This window comes from Alteromonas sp. ABH4_452, assembly GCF_056311825.1.
On record NZ_CM149973.1, the window covers coordinates 1755403 to 1779815 of the forward strand.

At 42.8% G+C, this 24413-nt stretch carries 21 protein-coding genes; 11 read left to right on the forward strand and 10 right to left on the reverse strand.

Annotated elements, in window-relative coordinates:
- The first annotated feature begins 107 nt into the window (after positions 1–107).
- The 3 genes from soxR to ACYX4N_RS07455 all read left to right on the forward strand — a co-directional run bounded on the left by soxR (position 108) and on the right by ACYX4N_RS07455 (position 4760).
- The gene (soxR, locus tag ACYX4N_RS07445; RefSeq protein ID WP_476056129.1) at positions 108–584 is read left to right on the forward strand and encodes a redox-sensitive transcriptional activator SoxR; all 477 of its coding nucleotides are present in this window, start codon (positions 108–110) and stop codon (positions 582–584) included.
- A gap of 6 nt (positions 585–590) precedes the next feature.
- On the forward strand, positions 591–1571 hold the full coding sequence (gene rlmF, locus ACYX4N_RS07450) for a 23S rRNA (adenine(1618)-N(6))-methyltransferase RlmF (RefSeq protein ID WP_476056130.1): 981 nt from the start codon (positions 591–593) through the stop codon (positions 1569–1571).
- Between the two features lie 135 nt (positions 1572–1706).
- Positions 1707–4760, forward strand: coding sequence for a ligand-binding sensor domain-containing diguanylate cyclase (locus tag ACYX4N_RS07455; protein WP_476056131.1), 3054 nt, complete (start codon positions 1707–1709; stop codon positions 4758–4760).
- A 15-nt stretch (positions 4761–4775) separates the two neighbouring features.
- Here ACYX4N_RS07455 and ACYX4N_RS07460 read toward each other — a convergent pair whose 3' ends face one another.
- The 5 genes from ACYX4N_RS07460 to ACYX4N_RS07480 form a co-directional block, all read right to left on the reverse strand.
- Positions 4776–5498 carry a TorF family putative porin gene (locus ACYX4N_RS07460; protein ID WP_476056132.1) on the reverse strand — a complete coding sequence of 241 codons (723 nt, stop codon included), beginning with the start codon at positions 5496–5498 and terminating at the stop codon, positions 4776–4778.
- Positions 5499–5638: 140 nt separating this feature from the next.
- Complete coding sequence (locus tag ACYX4N_RS07465) at positions 5639–6856, reverse strand: BCCT family transporter (RefSeq protein WP_474805547.1); 1218 nt, start codon at positions 6854–6856, stop codon at positions 5639–5641.
- A 168-nt stretch (positions 6857–7024) separates the two neighbouring features.
- Positions 7025–8677 (reverse strand): choline dehydrogenase, encoded by a 1653-nt coding sequence (gene betA, locus ACYX4N_RS07470; RefSeq protein WP_476056133.1) that lies wholly within the window; start codon positions 8675–8677, stop codon positions 7025–7027.
- Positions 8678–8695: 18 nt separating this feature from the next.
- Positions 8696–10162, reverse strand: coding sequence for a betaine-aldehyde dehydrogenase (betB, locus tag ACYX4N_RS07475; RefSeq protein WP_476056134.1), 1467 nt, complete (start codon positions 10160–10162; stop codon positions 8696–8698).
- 753 nt (positions 10163–10915) lie between these two features.
- Positions 10916–11767 carry an META domain-containing protein gene (locus ACYX4N_RS07480; RefSeq protein WP_476056135.1) on the reverse strand — a complete coding sequence of 284 codons (852 nt, stop codon included), beginning with the start codon at positions 11765–11767 and terminating at the stop codon, positions 10916–10918.
- A 189-nt stretch (positions 11768–11956) separates the two neighbouring features.
- Here ACYX4N_RS07480 and ACYX4N_RS07485 point away from each other — a divergent pair, with 189 nt between their 5' ends.
- Complete coding sequence (locus tag ACYX4N_RS07485) at positions 11957–12472, forward strand: Mpo1 family 2-hydroxy fatty acid dioxygenase (protein ID WP_476056136.1); 516 nt, start codon at positions 11957–11959, stop codon at positions 12470–12472.
- Between the two features lie 57 nt (positions 12473–12529).
- Here the strand turns inward: ACYX4N_RS07485 and ACYX4N_RS07490 are convergent, their stop codons facing one another.
- From ACYX4N_RS07490 to ACYX4N_RS07500, 3 genes are all read right to left on the reverse strand, one after another.
- A complete protein-coding gene (locus ACYX4N_RS07490) occupies positions 12530–13186 on the reverse strand; it encodes a crotonase/enoyl-CoA hydratase family protein (protein WP_476056137.1) in 657 nt (218 codons plus the stop codon).
- Between the two features lie 130 nt (positions 13187–13316).
- Positions 13317–13496, reverse strand: coding sequence for a hypothetical protein (locus ACYX4N_RS07495; RefSeq protein ID WP_476056138.1), 180 nt, complete (start codon positions 13494–13496; stop codon positions 13317–13319).
- A gap of 1 nt (position 13497) precedes the next feature.
- Complete coding sequence (locus tag ACYX4N_RS07500; RefSeq protein WP_476056139.1) at positions 13498–13863, reverse strand: hypothetical protein; 366 nt, start codon at positions 13861–13863, stop codon at positions 13498–13500.
- A gap of 183 nt (positions 13864–14046) precedes the next feature.
- Between ACYX4N_RS07500 and ACYX4N_RS07505 the strand changes: the two genes are divergently transcribed.
- From ACYX4N_RS07505 to ACYX4N_RS07535, 7 genes are all read left to right on the forward strand, one after another.
- Positions 14047–16077 carry an aminotransferase class I/II-fold pyridoxal phosphate-dependent enzyme gene (locus tag ACYX4N_RS07505; protein ID WP_476056140.1) on the forward strand — a complete coding sequence of 677 codons (2031 nt, stop codon included), beginning with the start codon at positions 14047–14049 and terminating at the stop codon, positions 16075–16077.
- Positions 16078–16170: 93 nt separating this feature from the next.
- Positions 16171–16953, forward strand: coding sequence for a TrmH family RNA methyltransferase (locus ACYX4N_RS07510; protein ID WP_476056141.1), 783 nt, complete (start codon positions 16171–16173; stop codon positions 16951–16953).
- Positions 16954–16987: 34 nt separating this feature from the next.
- The gene (ylqF, locus tag ACYX4N_RS07515) at positions 16988–17989 is read left to right on the forward strand and encodes a ribosome biogenesis GTPase YlqF (RefSeq protein ID WP_476056142.1); all 1002 of its coding nucleotides are present in this window, start codon (positions 16988–16990) and stop codon (positions 17987–17989) included.
- A 79-nt stretch (positions 17990–18068) separates the two neighbouring features.
- The gene (locus ACYX4N_RS07520) at positions 18069–18578 is read left to right on the forward strand and encodes a WbuC family cupin fold metalloprotein (protein WP_476056143.1); all 510 of its coding nucleotides are present in this window, start codon (positions 18069–18071) and stop codon (positions 18576–18578) included.
- A 368-nt stretch (positions 18579–18946) separates the two neighbouring features.
- Entirely contained in the window at positions 18947–19168 is a 222-nt protein-coding gene (locus tag ACYX4N_RS07525) for a helix-turn-helix domain-containing protein (RefSeq protein ID WP_014950268.1), read from the forward strand.
- Between the two features lie 179 nt (positions 19169–19347).
- A complete protein-coding gene (upp, locus tag ACYX4N_RS07530; RefSeq protein WP_476056144.1) occupies positions 19348–19977 on the forward strand; it encodes a uracil phosphoribosyltransferase in 630 nt (209 codons plus the stop codon).
- Positions 19978–20163: 186 nt separating this feature from the next.
- Positions 20164–21189, forward strand: a complete 1026-nt coding sequence (locus ACYX4N_RS07535) for a LacI family DNA-binding transcriptional regulator (protein WP_476056145.1) — start codon at positions 20164–20166, stop codon at positions 21187–21189.
- A 144-nt stretch (positions 21190–21333) separates the two neighbouring features.
- Here ACYX4N_RS07535 and ACYX4N_RS07540 read toward each other — a convergent pair whose 3' ends face one another.
- Both ACYX4N_RS07540 and ACYX4N_RS07545 read right to left on the reverse strand, forming a co-directional pair.
- On the reverse strand, positions 21334–21912 hold the full coding sequence (locus tag ACYX4N_RS07540; RefSeq protein ID WP_474805577.1) for a thymidine kinase: 579 nt from the start codon (positions 21910–21912) through the stop codon (positions 21334–21336).
- A 5-nt stretch (positions 21913–21917) separates the two neighbouring features.
- The gene (locus tag ACYX4N_RS07545; RefSeq protein ID WP_476056146.1) at positions 21918–23936 is read right to left on the reverse strand and encodes a putative bifunctional diguanylate cyclase/phosphodiesterase; all 2019 of its coding nucleotides are present in this window, start codon (positions 23934–23936) and stop codon (positions 21918–21920) included.
- Positions 23937–24413 lie beyond the last annotated feature (477 nt).

Below are 24413 nucleotides of genomic sequence, written 5' to 3' on the forward strand. Positions count from 1 at the left end.
GTGTTTTTCCTTGTATAGATAATCAACGAAAAACAGCTTAATATCTAAAGCTAACTTTAGATCAAGCGTTTTTTACTCGCTATTTTGAAATTGGAAAAAGGGGCGTTATGGCACCAGAACCTATGGTAAGCATTGGCTTTATTGCTAAACGTACTGGCAATGCTGTTTCACTAATTCGCTATTATGCTAACGAAGGGCTCATTCCTTCTGTGCGCACAAATGGCGGAAATAGAGCATTCCCTCGTTCTGTCATTCGCCGGGTTTCTTTTATTTTAATCGCGCAAAATATGGGGTATTCCCTTGCTGATATAAAGAATCTTTTGTTTACACTTCCTGACAACAGAACGCCAACACAAGCTGATTGGGCAAAATTAAGTACGGTGTTTAATCAGCATATCGAAGCAAAAATTGCGGCGCTGACCAGTTTGAAAAGCTCGTTGGAAGGCTGTATTGGCTGTGGGTGTTTGTCATTAGAGCGCTGTAGGCTTTACAATACTGACGATAAGGTGGCAGCCCAAGGTAGTGGCGCCCAATTGCTCGATGAAAACGTGCAATCTCAGTTTTTAGTTTCACAAAAAAAGTAGCGCTCCATGCATCCTAAAAATCTCCATAAAAACGGCTATCCAATGGATGCGCTGTGCCAGTCATACCCTGCGCTTAAGCCTTTTCTCGTTAAAGCTAAAAGTGGCAATATCAGTATAGATTTCACTAATCCACAAGCGGTGAAGGGACTTAATGCTGCCTTGCTTCGCCACTATTATCGACTTGAGTATTGGGATATTCCTGAAGGCTACTTATGTCCCCCTGTACCTGGAAGAGCAGATTATATCCACGGTATTGCTGACTTATTAAAATCAGCAAGGTCTAATTTAAAAAACGGGCGTGGGCGAGATATACGTGGATTAGATATCGGCGTGGGCGCTAATGCTATCTATCCTATTATTGGTATTGCGTCCTACGACTGGTCGTTTGTGGGGAGCGATGTTGATGAAGTTGCTGTAAAAAGCGCTAAAGTTATTGCGAGCAAAAATAGAGTGTTGGCCGATAAATTCCAAGTGCGTAAACAAACCAATAGAGCAAGTATTTTCAATGGCGTAATTGAAGAGAACGAACGGTTTACCTTTACTATGTGCAACCCTCCGTTTCATAAATCTGCCCAAGAAGCCCTGTCTGGCACGCGTAGGAAGACATCCAATTTAACTCGCAATAAGCAGAAGCGAAGTGGTGCAAAGTTTACCGACAATCGAGTTCAAGGTTTAGGGGGTAGTACATCTAAGCTACAAGGTAAAAATGCCGCTTACCAAGGTAAGGACGCAAACTTGAATTTTGCGGGCCAAGCGAATGAACTGTGGTGCGAAGGCGGTGAACTTGCCTTCATTCAGCGCATGGTTCAAGAAAGTGTTTCTGTGAAAGACAACGTAGAATGGTTCACCTGTTTAGTGTCGAAAAGTGCTCATTTGAAACCGCTTAAAACCAGCATCAATTATTATGGTGCGACGCAGTGTAAAGTCATTGATATGGGGCAGGGGAGCAAGTTAAGCCGCTTCATAGCGTGGTCTTTTTCTGATTAAATTCATACGAATGTTGATTTGACAGTGTAGGTGATGTGAACAACTATTGTCGTAAAGGTTTGTTCTTAAATAGCACGTCTCCATTATTGTGAAATTCAAGCTCCCGACGTCTTTAATTGTTTTCTTTGAGGTTCAATGAAAAACCGTCCCTTTTCTTTATTCAATATCACCTGTCTATCTTCTTTAATTATTGTACTTTTGGGTCTTTCGAGTGCTGCTTCGTGGGGCGAAAGCTACCGCGTTGAAAAGTGGAGCGTGGCTGGCGTACCGACCTATGATGTAGGGCAATATGTATCGGCAAAAGGGTTGCCTCAGATATCTATCAAATCAATAGTCAAAGATAACAATGGTTTTGTGTGGCTTGGCACAGAGAACGGACTTGCTCGATTTGACGGACGCAAATTCGAGTTTTTCAATACCATTAATACACCGGAGTTAGGCTCTAACTGGATCAATGCACTGTTTCTTGATAATACAGGACGACTTTGGATAGTGACTGGCGTCGGGTTAGTGAGCTTCGATGATGGTAAGTTCAAGGCATTTGGCGTTAATTTTGATGACAAACCAATAAAGCAAGTTATCGCCGATGCTAAAAACACGGTGTGGGTAATTACTGATTCACTATGGTCACTTCAAGGCGACAAAGCCAAGCCTTACAGTTACGCAGATATTACTTTTACAAACTCGTATTATGACACTCGTCATTTGTGGTTGCTAACGTCTCAAGGTGAGTTGCTGCAGACCAGTCTTACATCCTCAGTGCATGAGAAGTGCCGCTACCCCATTGGCGTTTTTGCCAACGCAGAACGTCTGTTAGTGCAAAAAGATACAGTCTACATATTGCAAAAGCAAAAACTTCACCGCTTCACACTATCATCTGAAAGCTGTCTTTTTAAGACAATGCCAGCCTTTGCTGAAATTAAATTTAAGAGCCTATTTAGCACTCAAAACGGGGGCGTAGTGGCGGTTTCGGATAAAGGCCAGCTTCTTGATATTTCTTCAGAAGCTGAGCCAACTTTCAATAGCTTAACACCGTTTGTAGATAATAACCTTCTGCTCGACAACAGCGTGCTTCTTAACGATGAAGAAACGTGGTTTCTTGGAACGAAAGCAAATGGGTTAGTAATATACTGGAAAACAAACGTAAGGCGCGTAGCTCCTACACAAAATATATCTAGTGCTCGTATATGGTCATTTTTTGCCCGGGAAGATCGCTTGTACACAGCAACAAACAAAGGTGTGTTTGAAAGTAACTCCGAAGACGACTGGACACTAATAGTTCCTCCCAGCGCAATAGAAGGTAGCGATGCTTATAGCATTTTTGAAGGTAACGGCGAATTCTGGGTTGGCACTCGTAGAGGCCTTTTTAGGAGCAAGAACGGAGCATCACAGTTTGAGGCGATACCTGAATTTACAGGTCTGCAAATAAATACCTTATATCAAGGAGATGATGCGTTTTATATAGCGTCGACAAAGGGCCTATTCCAATTTGACGGTGTCAATTTTAAGTCCGTTCCACTATTTGAAAAGCAATCAGTTCGCAGCATCCTGACAGCGAAGGACGGTGTACTGTGGGTAGGCACAGAGTCAGGATTGTTTAGCCAAACAGATGGAAAGTGGCAGGAAGTAGAGTTACTTAACGGTACCAGTGTGTTTGCTTCTTCACTACTTGAGTTAAATGATGGAAGGCTTTTCGTAGGAACTTACGGTCAGGGTTTGTTGATGCTTGATGAAAGTAAGCAGTGGCGCTCATTTAACATTAAGAACGGACTACCATTTCAAAATTTTTTCAGTGTAACAACCCGTGGTAATAAACTTTGGTTAAGCGGTGCAAGTGGCGTTGCGTATGTGGAAATCGACGATATTACTGACTCGCATGTAAAGAGCACTGTTGTCTTGCGAGATGATGGCACTTTCAGCGCACGAGCCGATTTGAGATGTTGTAATGGCGCGGGTAATTTAAGATCTATAGTGTTTAAAGATACCCTATATTTGCCAACATTAAACGGTGTAGTAGCGGTTCAGAAAAGTGAAAACCATGAGTTAGCGGCGCTAACTGTCATTACGGGTGTTTATGTTGATGGCAAGCGAGAAAATAACTACAGCAATCGAATAAATCTCAACACAAAGAGAAATGCAGAGATTATTTTTTCACGTCCAATTTTTTCGGCAGAGTCGGTCCCAGAATATCGATATCGTTTAGATGACAGTGATTGGATATATTCCGGTTCAAGAGAAGAGGCTTTTTTAGCTAAGTTGTCAGCGGGAGAAACGGTTTTTGAAGTCCAGTCTAGAATTGATGGCGAGGGTTGGCTGCCTGGAGACGCAATAGTACTCTATGTAACGCCTCATTGGTGGGAGTCTAACTGGGCTAAGCTAGTCGGCGTTTTAGCCTTGCTTGCAGTTTTTTATATTATTTACCGCCTTCGCATTGCTTCGTATCAACAACGAAACGAGATACTTGAAGCTAGAGTCAATGAGCGTACTGCCGCTTTTGAGCGCGTAAACAGCGAGCTTCAACAAAAAAACAAAGCGCTAGAAGAGGCGGCAATTACCGACCCGCTAACAGGTTTATACAATCGAAGAGCAGTTAAAAATTTCGCTCCCAAGATCTTTGATGCAGTAAATGCGAAAACAGAACAGCAGGATGCGTCAGTTGGCGTCGATGAAGTGTGCGCTATTTTTCTTATCGACCTTGATAACTTTAAACAACTAAACGACACATACGGTCATGATAAGGGTGATAGTGCACTACATCATGTTGGCCAAGCGCTACGAACAGTCAGTCGAAATACTGATAGGTTAATAAGGTGGGGTGGAGAAGAGTTTTTGTTAGTCGTCCCGTCAATAAATCCAAACGATATTGGTGAGTTTAATAAGCGACTTCATAACGCTATAGCGACGCTTCACCATGTTTTGGAATTACCTAAGCCCATTACAATGTCAATAGGAGCAACTAAGCTTCCTTGGGATGATTGCATACTAGATTCAAAGGTATGGGAACATGCCATTTTGATTGCGGACTGGGCATTGTATCAAGCAAAAAATAATGGTCGAAATACCACTGTTTTTATTAATGCATATAAAGAAATGGCAGCGTGGACGGACTGGAGTGTCGATGGTCTTTCCAACGCTGCAAATAAAGGTCTACTGCTGTCTACATCTCTAAAAAATAAAAGCGATGATTAGTGCGAGCCTATTGGATTAAAAGCTGAAGGTTTTCGATACACCAAACACAATACGTTCATCGGCGGTGTCTATATCAAGGTTTGTGTTTTCAGCAGCAATTTCAAAGTCTAATCCTTTGTAGCTTGTCTGGTAGGCCAAACGGTAGTGATAGAAAGACGTGTTTTCGTCACGCCATACCCAAGTATCGCTGTCTAAAGAGTTAGATACATCAAAGCTAGCGCGAAGATTGTGGTTAGGTGCAAGTTCAAAGGTGTGAGCAATCATAGCAACTGTGTGTCTTGAGCCTGTGCCAAAGTAGTCCCACGTGTACCACAGGTTAAGCTCAGTATTACCATAGTCGCTCGCATAGCCGAATTTAGTATAAACTTCCGGATAGTTACCGTCGCTTGAATCGTCACCGCCGTGATAGGAGTAGTACGCAATGCCATAGTCAATACTGACAGTTTCAGTGAGCATTTGGTAACGACCAATGTAGGCGTCCCACTCAAGGTTGGTGTCGCCACCAAAATCAACGTTAGATGCCCAAGTACCAACGTAAGTCCCGTTATCAAAAGCTTTATCAACACCTCCCTGAAGAGCTGGGTCGTTTTGTGTTTGGCTTAAACCGTTAAAGGTATAATCTGATACTGCAGAGATATTTGCGCTCCAATCAGCGAACGTGACTGAAGAATACAATGCTGTTACGAGAGCCACTGTGAATATGTGTGTTGATGTAAAAAGAGATTTCATATTTTTCATTGTTAAACACCTGTTTTTTATCTTTGTTTTATTTGGCCCGTTTTCTATCAAATGCGCTTCTAGGCAGATTTCGGGCAATACTTACCTCCGTTAGCTCAAAACTGAGCCAACGCTAACGAGGTAAGCAGTGATTGTTCTAATTAGTTAAGGTTTTCTATCTTGGTAAAGTCGATCTTGTTTTCTTTCGGCGAGGTTTTGATGGCCGTCACCGATTTAAACTTCTGACTTAAAATGAACGCAAAGCAGCTGAAGAAGATGGCAATAACTAACGCACCCACCCACTGAATTTGCAAGAAGTCTAGTTTGAATAACAGCGTAAGCAGCGATAGTGCGACTATGTTAAGGGCAATATAATTACCTTTACCAATACGCTCCACGGTCATATTAAGGTTGTCTGTATAAAGTCTTATTAGTGAATCAAGTGAGTTGATTACAAAAACGACACCTACAAATACCATCGCCATATTGGTTATTCCTTCTGTAGGAATACCTGCGCTGTGGTAGTGGTACAGTACCGAAAACCATGCGGCGATAGGGATAGATGGGATAACCATCATAGCCAGCATAACTTGATAGGTTTTGAGACCGCCTACAAAGCGAGAGGTAAACTGACCTATCATGATGCTCCAGCTGAACCACCAGAATAGATAAAACTCGTGGTAATCATTGATGGGTAATACGAAGTTATCAATATTCGCAAAATATCCGCCAATTAGGCCTAGATTCTTGAAATAAGCCGTTATCTCGCTTTCACCAAACACAAATGCCGCAGCCCACATGCCAACAATGAGAGCGATAAATACCCAGGTTGTAGTAAGGCTTAAAATACGCACGTACTTAATGCTAGTACTTGAGTACACAGCAAAGGCAATGGCTGCAAACACGATCAGGTAGAACGCAGGCACGACCGATTCACCATCACCTACTGACGGTAAATACCATGGAAGGTTAGACAGCAGTAAGAAAGCTGTGAAAGCACAGGTCCCTATGATTACCACGTTGTTTACGAACTTAACGATAGGAAGCTCGAAGAATTTAACCTTGGGTTCTATTACGCAGAAATAAAAACAAGTAAGAAAGTAGAATCCCCAAATTAAGAAACCCCAAAACCCAAACTCAATGGCGAGAGGATTGGTGAATGCGTATTCAGGACTTGCGCTTATGTCAGCATAACCAGCAAATTCAGTGAGTGGGAACATAATGAGGCCCACATCCAAACCCGAGGTAAAAAGAATGGCAATAAAGGTAAAGGTTCTAACTGGCGTTACACCTACCACTTTCATGTTGCCCCATTTAAATAGAATATAGGCCACTGAAAGTAGAGTGAAAATAATGCCTGCACTAAGCCATACTGTCATTGTCACCCTCCCAGTATTGATAAAATTGAAACATGTTTTTTCCTTTTTTTCGTTATTAAACAGACCACCCAGCTACATGCATCGTCACCTTGATTGGCGGCATATAGGCACTGTGGAAGGTGCGCTCGTTGCAAGAACAAGCGCACTGGTGCAAAAACGTTTTAACGTTTAGCGTTGCTCGGTTTGCCAATTAGGGTGTATGTCTACCGCTACATTTTGTGGTGGTAGAGCGGGTTTACCCAAAATTTTGTCCGCCGCTTTTTCCGCTACCATTATGGTCGGTGCATTTAGGTTTCCATTTGGAATGGTAGGGAAGATAGATGAATCCACCACACGAAGACCTTTAATGCCATGTACCTTGGTTTGAGAATCTACTACTGCCATGTCATCTTCGCCCATTTTGCATGAGCATGATGGATGGTAAGCACTCTCAACAGCGTCGCGCACAAAGGCATCGATTTCTTCATCCGTTTGAATATGCTCGCCAGGCTGAATTTCGCCGTCTCTGAAGTCGTCGAATGCTGACTGTGCGATGATTTCTCTTGTTAGTCTTACGCAAGCTCGAAATCCTTCAATATCATCTTGATGCTGTAAGTAGTTAAACAAGATTTTTGGCGGTACTGTCGGGTCAGCCGACTGAATGGTAACGCTACCTCTACTTTTAGGTTTGTTGTGACCTACGTGTACCTGAAAGCCGTCTCCATCAAATGCTGATTTACCATCGTAACGGATAGCAGCTGGTAAGAAGTGATACTGAATATCAGGCCATTCCACATCAGCTTTCGAGCGAATAAACGCACAAGATTCAAAGTGATTCGTTGCGCCTAAACCAGAACGGTTAAGTAACCAGCGAGCGCCTATCAAGCCTTTTGAAATTAAGCCCAGTTTGCGGTTTAGCGTGATCGGTTGTTTACACTTGTACTGGAAATAGAACTCCAAGTGATCTTGCAGGTTTTGACCCACACCCGGCAGGTGGTGGTTAACATCGATACCTGCTTTTTCAAGAATCTCTTTATCGCCAATACCTGAAAGTTGCAGAATATGTGGCGAGCCAATAGAGCCGGCACTTAAAATAACTTCGTTAGACGTATTTACCGTTTCGGTTTTGCCGTTAACCACATACTCAACGCCTTTTGCGACTTTGTTATCAAGAACAACTTTAGTCACCAGCGCGCCAGTCACTATGGTTAAATTCTTGCGAGATTTAACTGGGTCAAGATATTCACGACTTGCTGAGCTACGAACGCCGTCTTTGACGGTCATATGCATAGGCCCGAAGCCTTCTTGTTGCTTACCGTTATAATCGCTTGTGATGTCGTAACCGGCCTGTTCACCGGCTTTGATAAAGGCGGTATAAAGCGGGTTCTTCATTTCATTGCCGTTGTTAACGCCAAGCTCACCATTGCCACCACGATAAGCATCGTTACCCTTGTACCAGGTTTCTGCTTTTTGGAAGTAGGGTAGGCAGGCTTGGTAATTCCAACCTTCTGCGCCGTGTGCTTCCCATTCGTCGAAGTCTTTGGCATGGCCGCGCACATACACCATACCGTTAATGGATGACGAGCCGCCCAGCACTTTACCGCGGGGGCAGTGCATTTCACGGTTGTTTAAATAGGGCTCTTTTTCAGTGTTGAATTGCCACGCATACTTGTCGGTATTCATAGGAATAGACAGCGCTGTTGGCATCTTAATGAAAATGCTTTTATCTGAGCCACCGGTTTCCAGTAGCAACACCTTGTGCTTTGGGTTTTCTGATAAGCGGTTCGCTAGCACACAGCCAGCAGAACCAGCTCCAACAACAATGTAATCAAATGTCTGCATATGTACTCCTACTGCGGCTTAAAACGGGCTTTCAATTTGGCTCATACCTACATAAACCGACTTGGTTTGCGTGTAGCTATTAAGCGTTTCAACACCGTTTTCCCGTCCAATGCCAGATTGCTTGTAGCCGCCTACAGGCATTTCAGCAGGAGAGTTTCCATATGCATTTATCCAGCAAATACCAGCTTGTAACTGGTGGATAACGCGGTGCGCGCGCTTGATATCTTTACTGAATACGCCCGCTGCTAAACCTAGCTCGGTATCATTCGCGCGTGCGATCACTTCGTCTTCATCATCGAACACCAACACGCTCATTACTGGGCCAAAGATCTCTTCCTTAACAATAGTCATATCGTCGGTGCAATCTGTGAAAATTGTTGGTTCAACAAAATAGCCGTTAGGCGCAGAAGCTGGAGAGGCAGCGTTACCACCGGTTAATAGCGTTGCGCCTTCTTCTTTTCCTTTAGCAATATAGCTAAGTACTAGCTCTTGGTGCTTTTTAGAAATTAGTGCACCTAGGTTTACATTAGGGTCTAGCGGATCGCCCATAATGATATTGCTTTCGGTACGGGTTTTAAGCTCATCAATAAAGGCTTGATATACAGAGCGCTGGACGTAAACACGGGTACAGTTAGTGCAGATTTCACCTTGAGTATAAAAATTGCCTAGCATAGCGGCGCTGATAGCCTGGCTAATGTCAGCATCTTCAAATACTACTAGCGGAGACTTACCGCCAAGCTCCATTGTCACGTCTTTTAAGTTCGAAGCAGCGGCACTTTGCATCACTTTTTTACCTGTGCCTACTTCACCGGTAAACGATACTTTCTCAATGTCTGGGCTGTTAGTAAGCCATTGGCCTACTTGCGCTGCGCCTTGAACCACATTAAATACGCCAGCAGGTACACCAGCTTCAGTGAAAATTTCAGCCAGTTTAAGCGCGCCCATCGGCGTTTCTTCTGATGGTTTAAATATAAATGCATTACCAGCAGCAAGCGCTGGGCCTGATTTCCAACAAGCGATTTGAATAGGGTAGTTCCAAGCGCCAATACCAGCACAGATACCTAACGCTTCTTTACGCGTGTAGAAGAAGTCGGCGCCCACAGGCTGTTGAGTACCCAATTGAGTAGGTGCAAGGCCCGCATAGTACTCAATAACATCAGCGCCAGTTTCAATATCAACACAGTCGGCTTCTTGAATAGGCTTACCGGTGTCGAGTACTTCTAATTTAGCGAGTTCATCATTACGTTCGCGAAGCAGTGCAACCGCCTTGTTAAGAATGCGAGTTCTTTCGATAGGCATCATTGCTGACCATACCGCAAATCCTTCTTTAGCACTCTTGATCGCTTCTTTTTGAATAAACTCATCAGCCACTTCTACGTGGTAAATTACCTCACCGGTTGCAGGATTGGTGACTGCAAAGGTCTCTTTGCTTTTGTTTGCCATCGGCTTGCCGTGAATGAAATTCTGATAAGTTGGTAATGACATGCATAAACTCCTACTTTTAATAGTGCTGACAACGCTCGCCAATTAGCGCGCTCTTTGCGTGAAAAATAAATACGTACCAGCTAATACACATATTTGGTTTCAATACGATGAATAGTGTTGAAACTATTTCTCTCGCTAAGCGTTCGAAACGTTCGAACTAATCGCTCTTCGCTTAATAAACACCACTTTAACTTTCTTTACCTTGACCTCTCTCTAAGCCGCGTTTCTACAGGCTTTATAGGAGTTAATTTAGATGCGCTTAAGTAGTGTTTTTATTTTAATTGGCTGTTCAATAAAAATAAATTGTATAGTGTTCTAACTATTGTTTCAACGTCGAAGCATATTTAACGGCAAGTGATAAGGATGTTAAGTGCGTGTGTTTACAGCTTAAATGCCTGATTTATAGTGATTTAAGGCGTAACATTAAATATATAAATAAAGCGCGAACTCTGCGTTAAAGCTTTTAGTTCGAACAGGATGGAGTATTAAAAAGTGTTTAATTGAAACTATTCGACAGAGAGTAGTGGCAGATAACGTAGAATAGGTAAACCACAAATTGGTTTAAACAAAGAAGCGCTCTTTATTAAGGGCGGCTGAATAATTAAAGGTGAGAACAAAGGCACGTGTAGCTCATGACAAGTACTTCGGGTTTCGGGACGTTATCCAAAACACCGAAGCATGACATAAATAGTAGTGAACCTTTCTAAATAAAATGCGACGGCAGTATTACACGTTAATTTTGCCGTCTGATTTCTAATGAATAATTGTACAGTGGTAGTAGCCAGAGTTTATAGAAACGGTGGCAACATCACCTTTATTCCAATACACCACACCTTTGTTGTTTGTGTATTTCGCTCCCGATGCAGAGCGTGATAGCTGCACAATGTGATACGCGTTGTTGAGCGAGAGTGCTTTTGTATCTGGGCCAAGCGTATTTACGCGTAATTCTGTGATACTGGCGTTTGGCGTCTCACACTTATAGGTTCTGCTATTGGCTTGCGCAGAACTGTTGGCAATATCCTGCTTTTTAGCTACACCTTTTGGCTTTTTGTTAACTCCTGCCCGGGGTTTACCTGCATTACCGGTATTGGAACCTTGTGAAGGGGATGAGATTATTGCTTTTACTGTTTCATTGTCATTACTGTCATACAGGACTAGCCACGTGTTATCCAATATTGCATAAGTTTTCGATGAAGCTAAAGCATCAACAAAGCTTTGCTCTTGCTTCATAAGCGCTGGGGCACACATCTTTCTGGTAAGTACAATTTTATCGGCGGAGAAGGGGGGAGCATTGTTGTCAGCACTGAATACTTTATTGGCATTCGCAACGTTGAGCGCCCCTGTATACTGATTACAGCCTGTGCTTCCGCTTATTCTGCTAATATCCCCGCTTACATTTACATTAAGCGTAACGTGGCTAAAGTCGATTATACCTGCTTGATTTATGCTTTCGACCTGCCAATGGCTACCCGAAAGTGCAAGCTCGTTCTCCTCAATACTTTGTTCTTGTTCATCAGTCGAATACATTGAAGAAACTGAACTACAAGCCGTTAAGGTAAGAAGTGCAGGTACAGCTAAAGTTAAAAGGTACTTCCTTTTATTCATGAAAACTCCACTTATTATTCATCAATAGCGGTAGGAGTCGCTTTTCACGACTAAGTTCAGCAAGATTATTTAGTTAAAAAACCGCAAATGCTAAACCAGTTTAGTTGAGTTTGTCGTCAAGCCGACAGTTTGTATGTGTTCGCAAAGAGTAAACTGACCCTTACAATACAAATAAAACGTTGGCGCAGTATGAAAAATCTAGAACAACACTTAAGTGAGTACGCTAAGTACCACAGAGATCAAAAAAACATCTACACCCATTATATCGGCATCCCGCTGATTGTTTTCTCGGTTTTCTGCTTGTTGAGTAAGCCTGCATTTTTTGTAAATGCTCCCATTTTGGGAGCTATGGTCATCAGCCCGGCTTTGTTCGTATGGATGATTGGCAATGCATTCTATATCAAATTAGACATAAAGCTGGGTGTTGTTATGGCATTTATTACGGGTGCTATGATCTATTTCGCTCAACCCATTGCACAGCTTAGTGTAAGTATGTGGCTTGCTATCTCGTTAGGCATTTTTATCGGTGGGTGGGTACTGCAATTTATTGGTCATCATTTCGAGGGAAAAAAGCCAGCGTTCGTGGACGATATTATGGGGCTGGCGATAGGACCACTCTTTGTGCTTGCTGAATTGAGTTTTGAATTGGGCCTTAGAAGTGCACTTAAAGAAGAGATTGAACGCCGCTCTGGACCCGTAAAGTAACTGCTTTAGACAGCGCGTTGAAACAACCAGTCTCAACGCGCTGTTATAACATAAGCGCTAAGCTTTCATCTTCTCTATCGTTTCTTTACGCAATTGTATTTTAGATTCAGCAAAAGACTGTCTAGGCAACATCTTCAGCTTTTCAGCATAACCCATGGCCGTTGCTAGTACTTGCTCCTGAGGTACTGCAGCATCTAAAAAGCCCGCTTTTACCGCTTCACTGCCTTGATAGATGCGCGAGAAAAGTAAGGCTTCAGTTTGAGACGTATTCGCGAGTCTGGCTTTGGCTAGTTCCATACCGAATGGCGGCAGCACCATACCAATGGCGGTTTCATTAAGACCATACTTAGTATCTGCATCTTTACCTATACGTAAATCTGCAGCCATAAGTATAATTGCGCCCATTGCAATGCTGTGACCTTCTGCAGCAACGACTACAGGTAGTGGGAAGCTATATAGGCGTACGATTAATTCAGCGCCTTTTGATACCAACTCGTGTTGTTTTGCTTGGTCATCGGCTTTCATTACCGATAAATCAAACCCGCCGCAAAACTTGCCTTCACCGCCGTGTAATACAACCGCTTTAGCGTTTTGCTCAGCTTCATCTAAGGCGTCGTTGAACTGTTGTATAAGCTCAAAGCCTACGGCGTTAACTTTACCGTCGTCGAAGGTGATTACTGCAATATCGTTATTAATAGCTAAATTAAACGCCATGGTATGTCCTGTCACTTTCTGGGGAGAATTAATTTACGTTACGCTCTGTTAAGCGCAACTTTCTAGCAGTGATTGTAGGTAATTGATTTCTTTTATGATAGTGCTTTAGGCTTCATCTTCGGGATACGTGCTATGAATATCGGTAATAATTCGCGGAAGTTCTGCAATAAGCTTCTTTATATCGGCGTTGTCTGCGACGCGCTTTCGCGTTATTAGCCCGCCATTGCGCACGTTTATCCTTAACAATTCGCTCTAGGTCTTGGCCGTCTTGAATCAATACTGCATCGTTGGGGGATGTACGTTTTGTCATTCTAAAACTCCAGCTTTAGCTGCTTATTGCGCCATTGTTTCGAGCGTTGGTTGAGTACGTGAAGCGAGACACTTTCAGTGGCTATCTGCTTGGCAAGGCATAACGCGGCGCTTGCCTGTTCGTCGGTCAGGTTGTTATAGGCCGGTGAGGGAATGGCCTCATACCATGCACAGCCGACAATATTGTCTAAAATCACCCGCATAAAACAATGGTCATGATGTATTGGCCAAGTGCGTTTCTTCGTTGAAGCAATAGAAGGGAGTACGTTTTTCGCGTAATGTAGAAATTCCCGTAGGTTACTTTTGTGCTTTGTTGATTTTGAAAGATAAGCGTGTGGGAATTGGTTTTGAAGGGAAGGTGTGTGCATGAGTGGTTTAGCCCCGGTCCAATTCCTTTAGGCACTATTATTACGACATAGCAAGAGTTTACACTACACCAGTGAAATTCAGAGTTACACTATTTTTAGTTTTACTGTTTTTGTTTATAGATTCTTAGTTTTATGAGTTTTAGCCTAGTGCTAAATGCTCATTATTAATTTTATGGTTGGTTAATGCGCCCTCATTTAAAAATTCTTGTTATAGAAGATGCTGTTGATCTGTTGGAACAAATTACGTCAAGTATAGGCAACACGATTGCTTACTTTGACAGAAGTGACGTCGAAATAAGCCTGCTTGAAGCGAACTCCGTTGCAAAGGCACTACAATTTGTTCGTGAAGACGGTGACATTCAGGCTGTGGTATTTAGCTGGGATGTGGTAGCGAAGGTTAAAGAGTTGACAGACGTAGCGCCTTTAAATGGCGTACCTAATGAAAATACGAGCCCCGCAGCCGAAAGCGCTAGTTCACAAAACGCGAACGAGAAAACTACAAGCGAAAAGTCGTCTGCAAGCAACGCGGTAATTGATAATAACGCCAGAGTGATCGACGCCATTAAACGTATTCGGCCTGAGCTTCCCGTGTATGTCTTAGGCGATGCAGTAAAAGGGTTGGATATTGTAAACCAAGCCAATGGCATTGAATCGTTCTTCTATCGTAACGACATTATTTCAGACCCAGAATCTATTCTTGGCTATATCATCAATGACTTTGATGATAGAAACGAAACGCCGTTTTGGACCGAATACAAAGACTATGTGGTAGAGTCCAATGACTCGTGGCATACGCCAGGTCACAGCGGAGGCGCAAGCTTTAGAAACTCACCCTATATTAGTGATTTTTATCGTTTCTTCGGTCGTAACGTGTTCGTCAGCGATTTGTCTGTTAGCGTTGACTCACTGGGCTCATTATCAGATGGCACCCACGCTATTGGTAAAGCGCAAGCCGCTGTTGCGAATACATTTGAGGTTCGCCATTCCTATTTCGTCACGAACGGCTCTTCTACATCAAACAAAATTATTTTGCAGACGCTGTTGCGTGAGGGCGACAAAGTTATTGCCGACAGAAACTGCCACAAGTCAGTGCACTACGGCATTATTCAAGCGCGCGCTATGCCAGTATATTTAGACAGTGTGTTTAACCCTGAATACGGTATTTTCTCACCCCCTAGAATGGCGCAAATTAAGCAACTTATTGAAGAAAATACTGACGCTAAGCTTATCGTGCTGACGGGCTGTACCTACGACGGGTTACTTACCGACCTTAAGCAGGTGGTAAATTTAGCCCATGAACATGGCATTAAAGTGTTCATTGATGAAGCGTGGTTTGCGTATTCGTTATTCCACCCTGCATTGCGCGACTACTCTGCTATCGCAGCTGGGGCTGACTACATTACTCACTCTGCGCACAAAGTGGTGTCTGCATTCTCGCAAGCATCCTTTATTCACGTAAACGACCCCGATTTCGATAAAGACTTCTTTAAAGAGGTCTTTGCCATTCACACCAGCACCTCGCCTAAGTATCAACTCATTGCTTCACTTGATGTTTGTCGTCAACAGCTAGAAATGGAAGGCTACAAAATTCTTAATGAGCTATTAAGCAATGTTGCCGAGCTTAAATCACAAATGGCCAAGTTCAAGCGACTTAAAATACTCTCGCCCAGTGACTTTGCGAATATGTTTTCTCATTTCGAAAGCGATAACATTGGGCATGATCCGCTTAAAATCTTAATTGACGTTTCGGCGCTTGATTATTCAAACCAAGAAATACATCGTTTCTTGATGGACGAGGTCGGTTTAGAAATAGAGAAGTTTACTCATAGCACTATTCTAGTACTGCTTACGCTAGGCGGAATGCGCTCTAAAATTGTAAGGCTGTACAACGCATTGAAACGTCTTGATGATGGCGCCGTTAACCTAAGCAAGCGTAAGAGTAAAAGCCCGTTACCGGCAGACATTCCACCAATTCATTTAGACGACCTTCCGTCAAAAGCGTTTTTTAGCCCTAGGGAAGCCATTCCATGGCAAAACAGCGTTGGTCGCACGGCAGCTGGCTTAATTACCCCGTATCCTCCCGGTATTCCGCTTATTGTTCCAGGGCAGAAAGTGGAGCAAGCGCATATTGACTACCTTCAGGCACTGGCAAGCCAGAAGCTTACCGTACAAGGTATTTACGACGGTGAAATTTATGTTGTTGCTGAAGAATAATTAAACCATGTTATAGGCAGGGTAAATTGTCACCTTGCCTTTTCCTGAACTTACCTTACACTTGCGCCGAAAGTTATAAAAAGGGCAGTGCAAATGAAACTAAGTGACGTGAAAAAGCTCCATCAAAAGAAATTTAGAACGCAGTTCGGATTCTATTTGGTGGAAGGAGAGCACTTAGTTTTAGAGTTAATTAACGTTGCTCAGCATGACAGCAGTACATCAGGTGATATCACCCTTTATGTGACAGCTGACTATGAGGCGTGGGTGAAAGAAAAACTTGTTTCTTCAGTCTCTAATATGAAGGTAGAAACGGTATCGTCGCAACAAATGCAGCAACTCAGCGATACTAAGTCACCTCAAGGTATTATTGCTCGCGTTCCACTTCCTAACTTCGCGTTGAATTCACAGCGGTCACAAACCAACATTTCAGCAAAAAAATCCAGTGCCGAAAAGTACATTTACTTGTATGAAGTTCAAGACCCCGGCAACTTAGGCACCATACTAAGAACGCTAGCGTGGTTTGGTGATTTTACGCTATTACTAAGCCCTAACAGTGTGGACCCTTACAACTCGAAAGTTGTACGCTCAAGTATGGGGGCTATTTTCCATGTGAACATGGAATTAAATGTAGCGCTCGAAAGCCTAGGCGAGCGGTTCGAACGTTTCGCTTTCTTGGATATGAGTGGTAGTAATATCACCTCTAACTCCTTTGGTGATTACCAGTGTTATCTGTTTGGCAACGAAGCCCGTGGCGTGCCTGTTGACGCACTATCACGGCTAAACGCAACGGCGTATACCATTGCGGGAAGCGGTAAAATTGACTCGTTAAACTTAGCCAGCGCTGTGAATATTTGCGCCTATGAATTAACCCGTTAAGCCCCCCTCAACTCGATTACGATAGGAAACAACCATGGCATTACAATGGTTTCCAGGGCATATGCACAAAGCCCTGAAAGAAATTAAAGAGTCGCTTAATCAAGTAGACATTCTTATTGAGGTGCTTGACGCACGTATTCCGTATTCCAGTGAAAACCCTGAAATTGCAAAAATACGCGGCGATAAGCCCTGTATTAAAATTCTTAATAAGTACGATCTTGCAGATCCAGAAATTACTGCGCGCTGGCAGGAGAGCTTAGAGAAAGAGCGCGGCGTAAAGACGATTACGACCTCTAGCGATAACCCAGGCAACAGCAAGCAAATTATGCAGCTGGTTAAAAGTATTTGTTCGTATAAAGAAGGCCAGCCTAAAGCGATTAAAGCCATGATCACGGGTATACCTAACGTGGGAAAATCGACGCTAATTAATATTTTGGCCGACCGAATCATTGCTAAAACAGGCAACGAGCCGGCTGTAACGAAAAGCCAGCAGCGTATAAACTTAGGCAGCGGTATTATCTTGTTTGATACACCTGGAGTACTTTGGCCTAAGCTTGAAAACCCACATTCCATTTACCGATTGGCTTCATCAGGTGCTGTTAAAAATACCGCTATGGAATACGACGATGTCGGTTTTTTTGCGGCAGATTACCTCATTAAAGCGTATCCAGACGTAATGAAGGAGCGCTATAAGCTAACCGAATTACCAGATACTGAAATAGAGTTTCTGGAAGCTGCTGCTAAAACGCGCGGAGCAATTCAAGCGGGTGGTCGCGTAAATCTTCATAAAATATGCGAAATCCTGCTTAAAGAACTGCAGTCGGGTAAGTTGGGGCGAATAACGCTTGAGACTCCAGAAATGCTGGAAGTCGAAAAAGAAGAAATGGCACTTGAGGCGGCAAAGAAAGCTGAAGCGAAAGCTAAGCGTAAAGCAAAATTCAAAACAGGTTCGTTGACGCCAGATAAGAAAGATAGGAAAGAAAAGCGAGAAGAGAAGCGTCAAGAACAAAGCCGCAGAATGAAGAAAAATAAATGATTACTTTTGATGCTTGCGCAATCAGAGGGAGAAGCGATACGCTTTGATGCAATACCCAAGCATTAGTTAGGAAATGACGTTGGACGATATTAAGTATTTTGATAAAGCATTGTTTAGTGAGTTAAAGCAGAAAGCGGCAGAGAGTCCTCGCCGACGAGCTAATTTTAACGTTCACAAATCTTATACTGATATGGTTCAGCGTCTTTTCATTGCCATGATGCCAGACTCCTACGTACGACCCCATCGACACGTGCAGCCTCACAAATGGGAGTTTTTTATGGTTGTGGAAGGTGAATTGGATATTCTGTTTTTCAACGACGACGGCGTAGTAAAAGAAAGAGTAACATTAAAGGCAGGTGGAGAAACCTCCGGCATTGAAATTCCACCCAATACCTGGCACGCAACTGTGTGCTCTAGCCCAGTGTTATTTATGGAAGTTAAACAAGGGCCGTATGAAGTGACGGATGACAAAGGTTTTGCAAGCTGGTCTCCTGAAGAGGGGAGCGATCTTGTACCGCGCTTTCTCGCTTCGCTTAAACAAGCAAAGATTGGTTCTGAAGTTACTTGCTTAAGCTCGTCTGTTTCCTAAAACGGCGGCTTTCAACTTGCCTTGCAGACTTTCCTTTTTGGAAAGTCATTGCTATTGCTTATCTACATGGTATGGTTAAGGATAAGTGACACGAGGCGGCTACTGTTTTCACAGAATAATCATTAGCCCAACTATCTCACTTAGTCTCGGCAAAATGCCGTTTGTACAAGTACATTGTAAAAAGAGAATTATTATGCGAAACGTTTCAACTGGTTATTTTTATAATTTTAATTACTGATTGCACCTGACCGTCGGTGTTCAGGGGCAAGTATTGGCTTCTGGGCACTGCAGGTAAAAACGTTTTGCAAAAGCCCAGAAGGTATCACCATCTGGGCTTTTTTAATGCCCGAAATTCTCGGTAAAAGACAATGAAAGAAATTACACTAGGTGACATAAGAAAGCAGCACAGAGTTAAACAAGAAGTCGTAGCAATGGCGTTATCAGTCACTGCCTCTGGCGTAAGCAAGTTAGAATCGAAGCGTATCCAAGATGTTTCTCTTCAACGCGCAGCTGCATATTTAGCAGCCGTTGGTGGAAATATGAAAATTGAAGTGACTATGCCAGACGGCGCTACTTTGCAAGTAGGGTAGTTTAGACTGGATACGCTATGTGTTTTTCATGAAAAATTAAATAACCCGCATTTGTTGTTTTCGTAAAACACCTAGACTTGCTCTAAGTAAACATGAATAAACATATTTTTACGACTAATCGCTTTAACTAAGGCACGGCTGGGTTAAAATATAGTGGAATCGATTACAAGGAGTCTTACATGGCCGTTCACGAAATTACCCATCCGCTTATTGCGCACAAGCTAGGGCTTATGCGAAATGCCAAAATTAGCAGCAAAGATTTTCGCGAGCTTGCCTCTGAAGTGGGAAATTTGCTGACCTATGAAGCAACCCGAACTTTGCCTACAGAACGCGCGACCATAAAAAGCTGGTCTGGCGACGAGGTGGAAGTAAGACAAATAAAAGGTAAGAAGATAACCGTAGTGCCTATTCTTCGCGCCGGCTTGGGCATGCTAGAAGGTGTGCTAGAGTTAATCCCAAATGCGAAGATTAGTGTTGTTGGCCTTTATCGCGATGAAGATACCCTTCAACCCGTTGCTTACTTTGATAAGGTGGTAAAAAATATCGACGAGCGTACTGCGTTGATTGTAGACCCTATGCTTGCCACAGGCGGAACCCTAATTGCTACTATTGACCTACTTAAAACGAAAGGTTGTCGCCGAATTATGGGGCTGTTCCTTGTTGCCGCACCAGAAGGCATTAAAGCCGTGGTTGATGCCCACCCTGATGTTGATATATTCACAGCTGCTATTGATGAAAGATTAAATGAAAAAGGCTACATACTGCCGGGCCTAGGTGATGCTGGAGATAAAATTTTCGGAACGAGATAAGACGCCAGTTTCTTAAAATTAAGCTTTCCAATAAAACTTAGGCTCAAACACCAGGTGTGTATTAAAAAAAAGCAGCGTTAAACGTTTAAGTTAATGTTATAGTCGAAGGGTAGTCGAAGCGCACGCTTGCTACCCTTTTTTAATTACGATTCAGGGTAGTAAGTCTCGTTAAAAGAGCTAATAACAATGAATAAAACGAAACTTACCCTTAAAGATGTTGCTGAACAGTTAGGCGTATCAACGGCAACTATTTCAAATGCGTTTAATCGCCCAGACCAATTATCAAAAGCGAAGCGCGAAGAGATTTTGGCGCAGTGCAAAAAGATTGGTTACAGTGGTCCTAATAAAGCAGCGCAAATTCTTAGAAAGGGCACCTCAAATATTGTGGCTTTAGTCCTTGCCGATAGTATCTCTTACATGGTGAGTGACCCCGTTGCTAGTACATTTATTAAAGGGGTTTCATCTGCCCTTCAGGAGAATGGAAAGCACTTATTACTCTATGCAGGTGACTCGAACAGCCTCCTTGATGTTGTTGATTTTGTTGACGGTTTTATCTGCTATGGTCAGCCACGCAACAGTAATTTGGTAAAAGAACTCGGGGTATCTCCTAAGCCGGTTGTTACAGTTGATTTTGATATTGAAGATAAGCCGTCTATTAACATTGATAACGAAGAGGCTGCGTATCGCGTAGCATCTCATGCCCTAAATGAAGGTGACAATGTAGCCATCTTTGGGCTGCGCCTTATCGACTCTCCCTCTACATGTCGAATCTATGATAGTCAGCTGATTGATGTAGACAGCTCGATTGCCCACCGCCGTCTAGATGGTTATTTAAAAGCTGCAAAAGAGAAAAACATTACGGTAAGCAATGAGCGTATATGGCACCTTCCAGAGAGTGATCGACACTTTGCAAGGCAGGCTGCCAAAGAAGTACTGACCAGCTCTCCAAGACCCAATGTCGTCTTGTGTATGAGTGATATTATAGCGCTGGAGTTGCTTAACTTAGCATTAGATATGGGAGTTAAAGTCCCAGAAGAGCTTAAAATAACCGGCTTTGATGGTATTGAAGAAGCCGAACGCGCTCGACCTAGTCTTACTACCGTATGCCAATCTAGTGCAAGTAAAGGTGTTGAAGCAACCAAAGCGCTACTTAATATGGTTTCAACCAAAAACACCTTGCCTTTCGAGCTTCGTGTTGGAGAAACTGTTTAAATAAAACCTTATCAAGAAGGTTAATAAGGCGTATGAATTTAGTGCGCCTTATTAACCGGTAGCAACCTTAGATATGGTAATGCCCTTTTTAGTAAAAAGCGTAATTAGTATTAAGCATATATGAAGGGCCAATTTGCGGTCTCCTTAATCCCACACCAACTCTTTAAAGTGCTTTCGGCACATCGATTCGTAAGTATCGTTACCACCTATTTGAACTTGGTCGCCATTTTTTACGGCATTGCCATTTTCATCTAAGCGCACAACGAAACTTGCCTTTTTACCGCAATGACAGACCGTTTTTAACTCCGACAGCTTATCTGCCCAAGCCAGCAAGTAGTGACTACCTTCAAAGGTTTCACCTAAAAAGTCAGTTCGTAGTCCGTAAGCGAGGACGGGTACGCCTAGTTCATCAACAACGTCTACTAACTGCTTTACTTGGGCTTTAGTTAAAAATTGCGCTTCGTCAATAAATACGCAGTCGGGTTTACGTGCTTCGCAATCTTTACTTATCGACGTGAACAAGTCATCGCCTTTAGCGTATAACTTAGCGTCGGCCTGTAAGCCAATACGTGATGTTACTTTGCCAACGCCGTATCTGTCATCTAGCGCTGCTGTATAGATAATTGAATGCATTCCGCGTTCGCGGTAGTTATAAGCAGATTGAAGTAAAGACGTGGATTTTCCTGCATTCATTGCAGAGTAATAAAAATAAAGTTGAGCCATGGTGATTAATAATTTTCGTTATACCAAGAGATTAAGTCGCCGGCATTCATAGGTTTAGCAAAGTAAAAACCTTGTAAGTAATCAGTACCTAGTTGAGCAAGATGAAGCTTTTGATCTACGGTTTCGATCCCTTCTGCAATAGTCTTACAGCCAAACTCTTTTGCCATTAAAAGTGTCGCTCTTATTATGGTATCACTCTCTTCAGAGCTATTCTGTACAAAAGAACGGTCAATTTTAATAAAATCGCAAGGCATTGACTGTAGGCGACTCAATGATGAGTAGCCTGTACCGAAATCATCAATAGAAACTTTGATTCCTCTAGCTACTAGTTCATTGACTTTTACGCTCACTACTTCTTTATCACTAGCAAAAACACTTTCTGTTATTTCTAAATGAAGCCGCGCCGAAGATATTTGGGTAGTCTTGAGTGCGTTGTCTACCGTTTTAAGGAAGCTATCATCAAGCAGTTGAGAGACCGACACATTAACTGAAATCGCAAGGCCTTGTTTAAACTGCCAGTGAGATAAATCTATTAGTGCGCGGTTTAACACCCAAGCACCTATTTCCGGCATAAGTCCACTGCGCTCAGCAAGTGGAATAAATACGGCCGGAGAAATACTTTCATCATCGCATTTCCATCTAAGCAGGGCCTCTACTGAATAAAGTGTATTTGAAGCTACATCCATAATCGGCTGATAGAAAACGGTAAATTCGCTGTTATCGATAGCACAGCGCAAACGTTCGCAAAGTTGCTGCTCTCGTTTAATTTCTTGGTGAAGTGCTTGGCTAAAGACACCTATAGAGCCGCGTTGTTCGCGCTTTTGGTCATACATAGTTAGGTCAGCCTGCTGAATCAAATCAACAGCAGTTTCACCATGTTCGGGAAACATAGCTATGCCAATTGTTGCATCAAGAGTTACCTGGTTATCATTTGCAATGATAGGAACGGTTACACCGCTTCGCATGGCATGGGCGACAGCTTTGGCTGTGTCGACATTCGCGTAGGGGATAACAGCAACAAACTCGTCACCTCCCCACCTACCAAGGTGGTTTTCTTCTGTGTAGTTGCGTAATCGACTGGCGATTTCCGCCAGTACTATGTCTCCAATCTTATGGCCCAGACTATCGTTCACTTGCTTAAAACCGTCTAGGTCGATAAACAACAGCGCTAATGAGTTATCGAGTGCTCGTGTGGTGTCAAGTAAGTTATTTAAGTACTTTAAAAAACCGTTTCGGTTGAGTAAGTTAGTTAGCGGGTCTCTATTAGAAAGTTGATAGAGATCAGCGGTTCGTCGTTCGACTTCAGCTTCAAGCGTCGCGTTTGATGCATCTAGTTTTTCATTGGACGCTATAAGTAACTGATTGATTTTCTCAGTCTCGCTACGCTCAACCTTCATTTGCTCAACCAAGCTATTGTTTCTTGCCTTAAGATGAAGTGTGTTAATAAAAAATTTGTTATAACGAAAGGCACTTGTAAAAATACCGAACCAAAAAACTAACCCTAAAATGCCCAAGATAAAAAACTCCCCTCCATCGTCTGTAACAGCGCATAACGACATAGGAACGAGAAGTGCCGTAGAGTAGAAGCTTACAAGTTTTTTGTTTGGCGATAGAACGGTTCCTGCTCCCCCAGCCATAGCGGCGAGTACTACCATGGTTGCAGCAAGCTCTATGGTGGTCATAGACGAATAAAATAAAATCGAATAGAGGGCCCAAATTCCACCGGTTATGTACAAGCCAGCAGCGAACCTGATTAAAGCGGGGCGAGGATTGTACGCTTTGCCCACCAAATTAACTCGCCAGTAGATAGCATCGATAAGGCGCGCTACAGAAATGCTTACCATAGCGACCCACACTTGCAACTTATGTGTAAAAACCGACGGTTCGTTGTTTTCGAAGAAAAAGACAAGGCCTGAAAATGCGAAGATAGTCATTAGAAAGCCGACGAAACTATTGCCTAAAAGCATGTCAGTGGTGTCTCTTTCTATTTCGATCTTTGAGATTAAGTCTTCTTGTTTATTCAACCTTTTGAAACCTTTACGTAGTGCCTGTTGCGTGCATCAGGGATTTTACTCAAACATCTAGTTCACTTAAGCAGCTATTAATTCTTTCCCATCTAACGCTCAAGAACGTACAGCTATACTATAGTATGTTTTTTAGTTAATAGTTTAAATGAGACCAAAGTTCAGAAAGTTAACGTCGGGACTAATCGATGAGTAAAGAAATACTTTCTTAGTGTTCCTATTCGTCGTGAATTTTTCTTAATCGATAATAATGTTTTGTTGAAGAAGCGTTTGTGAAGGTGGCGGAGCTGCTTTGGGAACAAGTATTTTAACATCAGGAGTGCTTTATCTAGTGCGATGTTAAATAAATTCTTCACAGGTTGTTTACAATGTTGTTTTTTTGTTATAGATTCTTAATCGATTAAGCTTGTTGTGTTGCCACCCACCCTAGTAGTCTAGGGAAATAGGCTACTCAGGATTTAACAACTCCAACACATT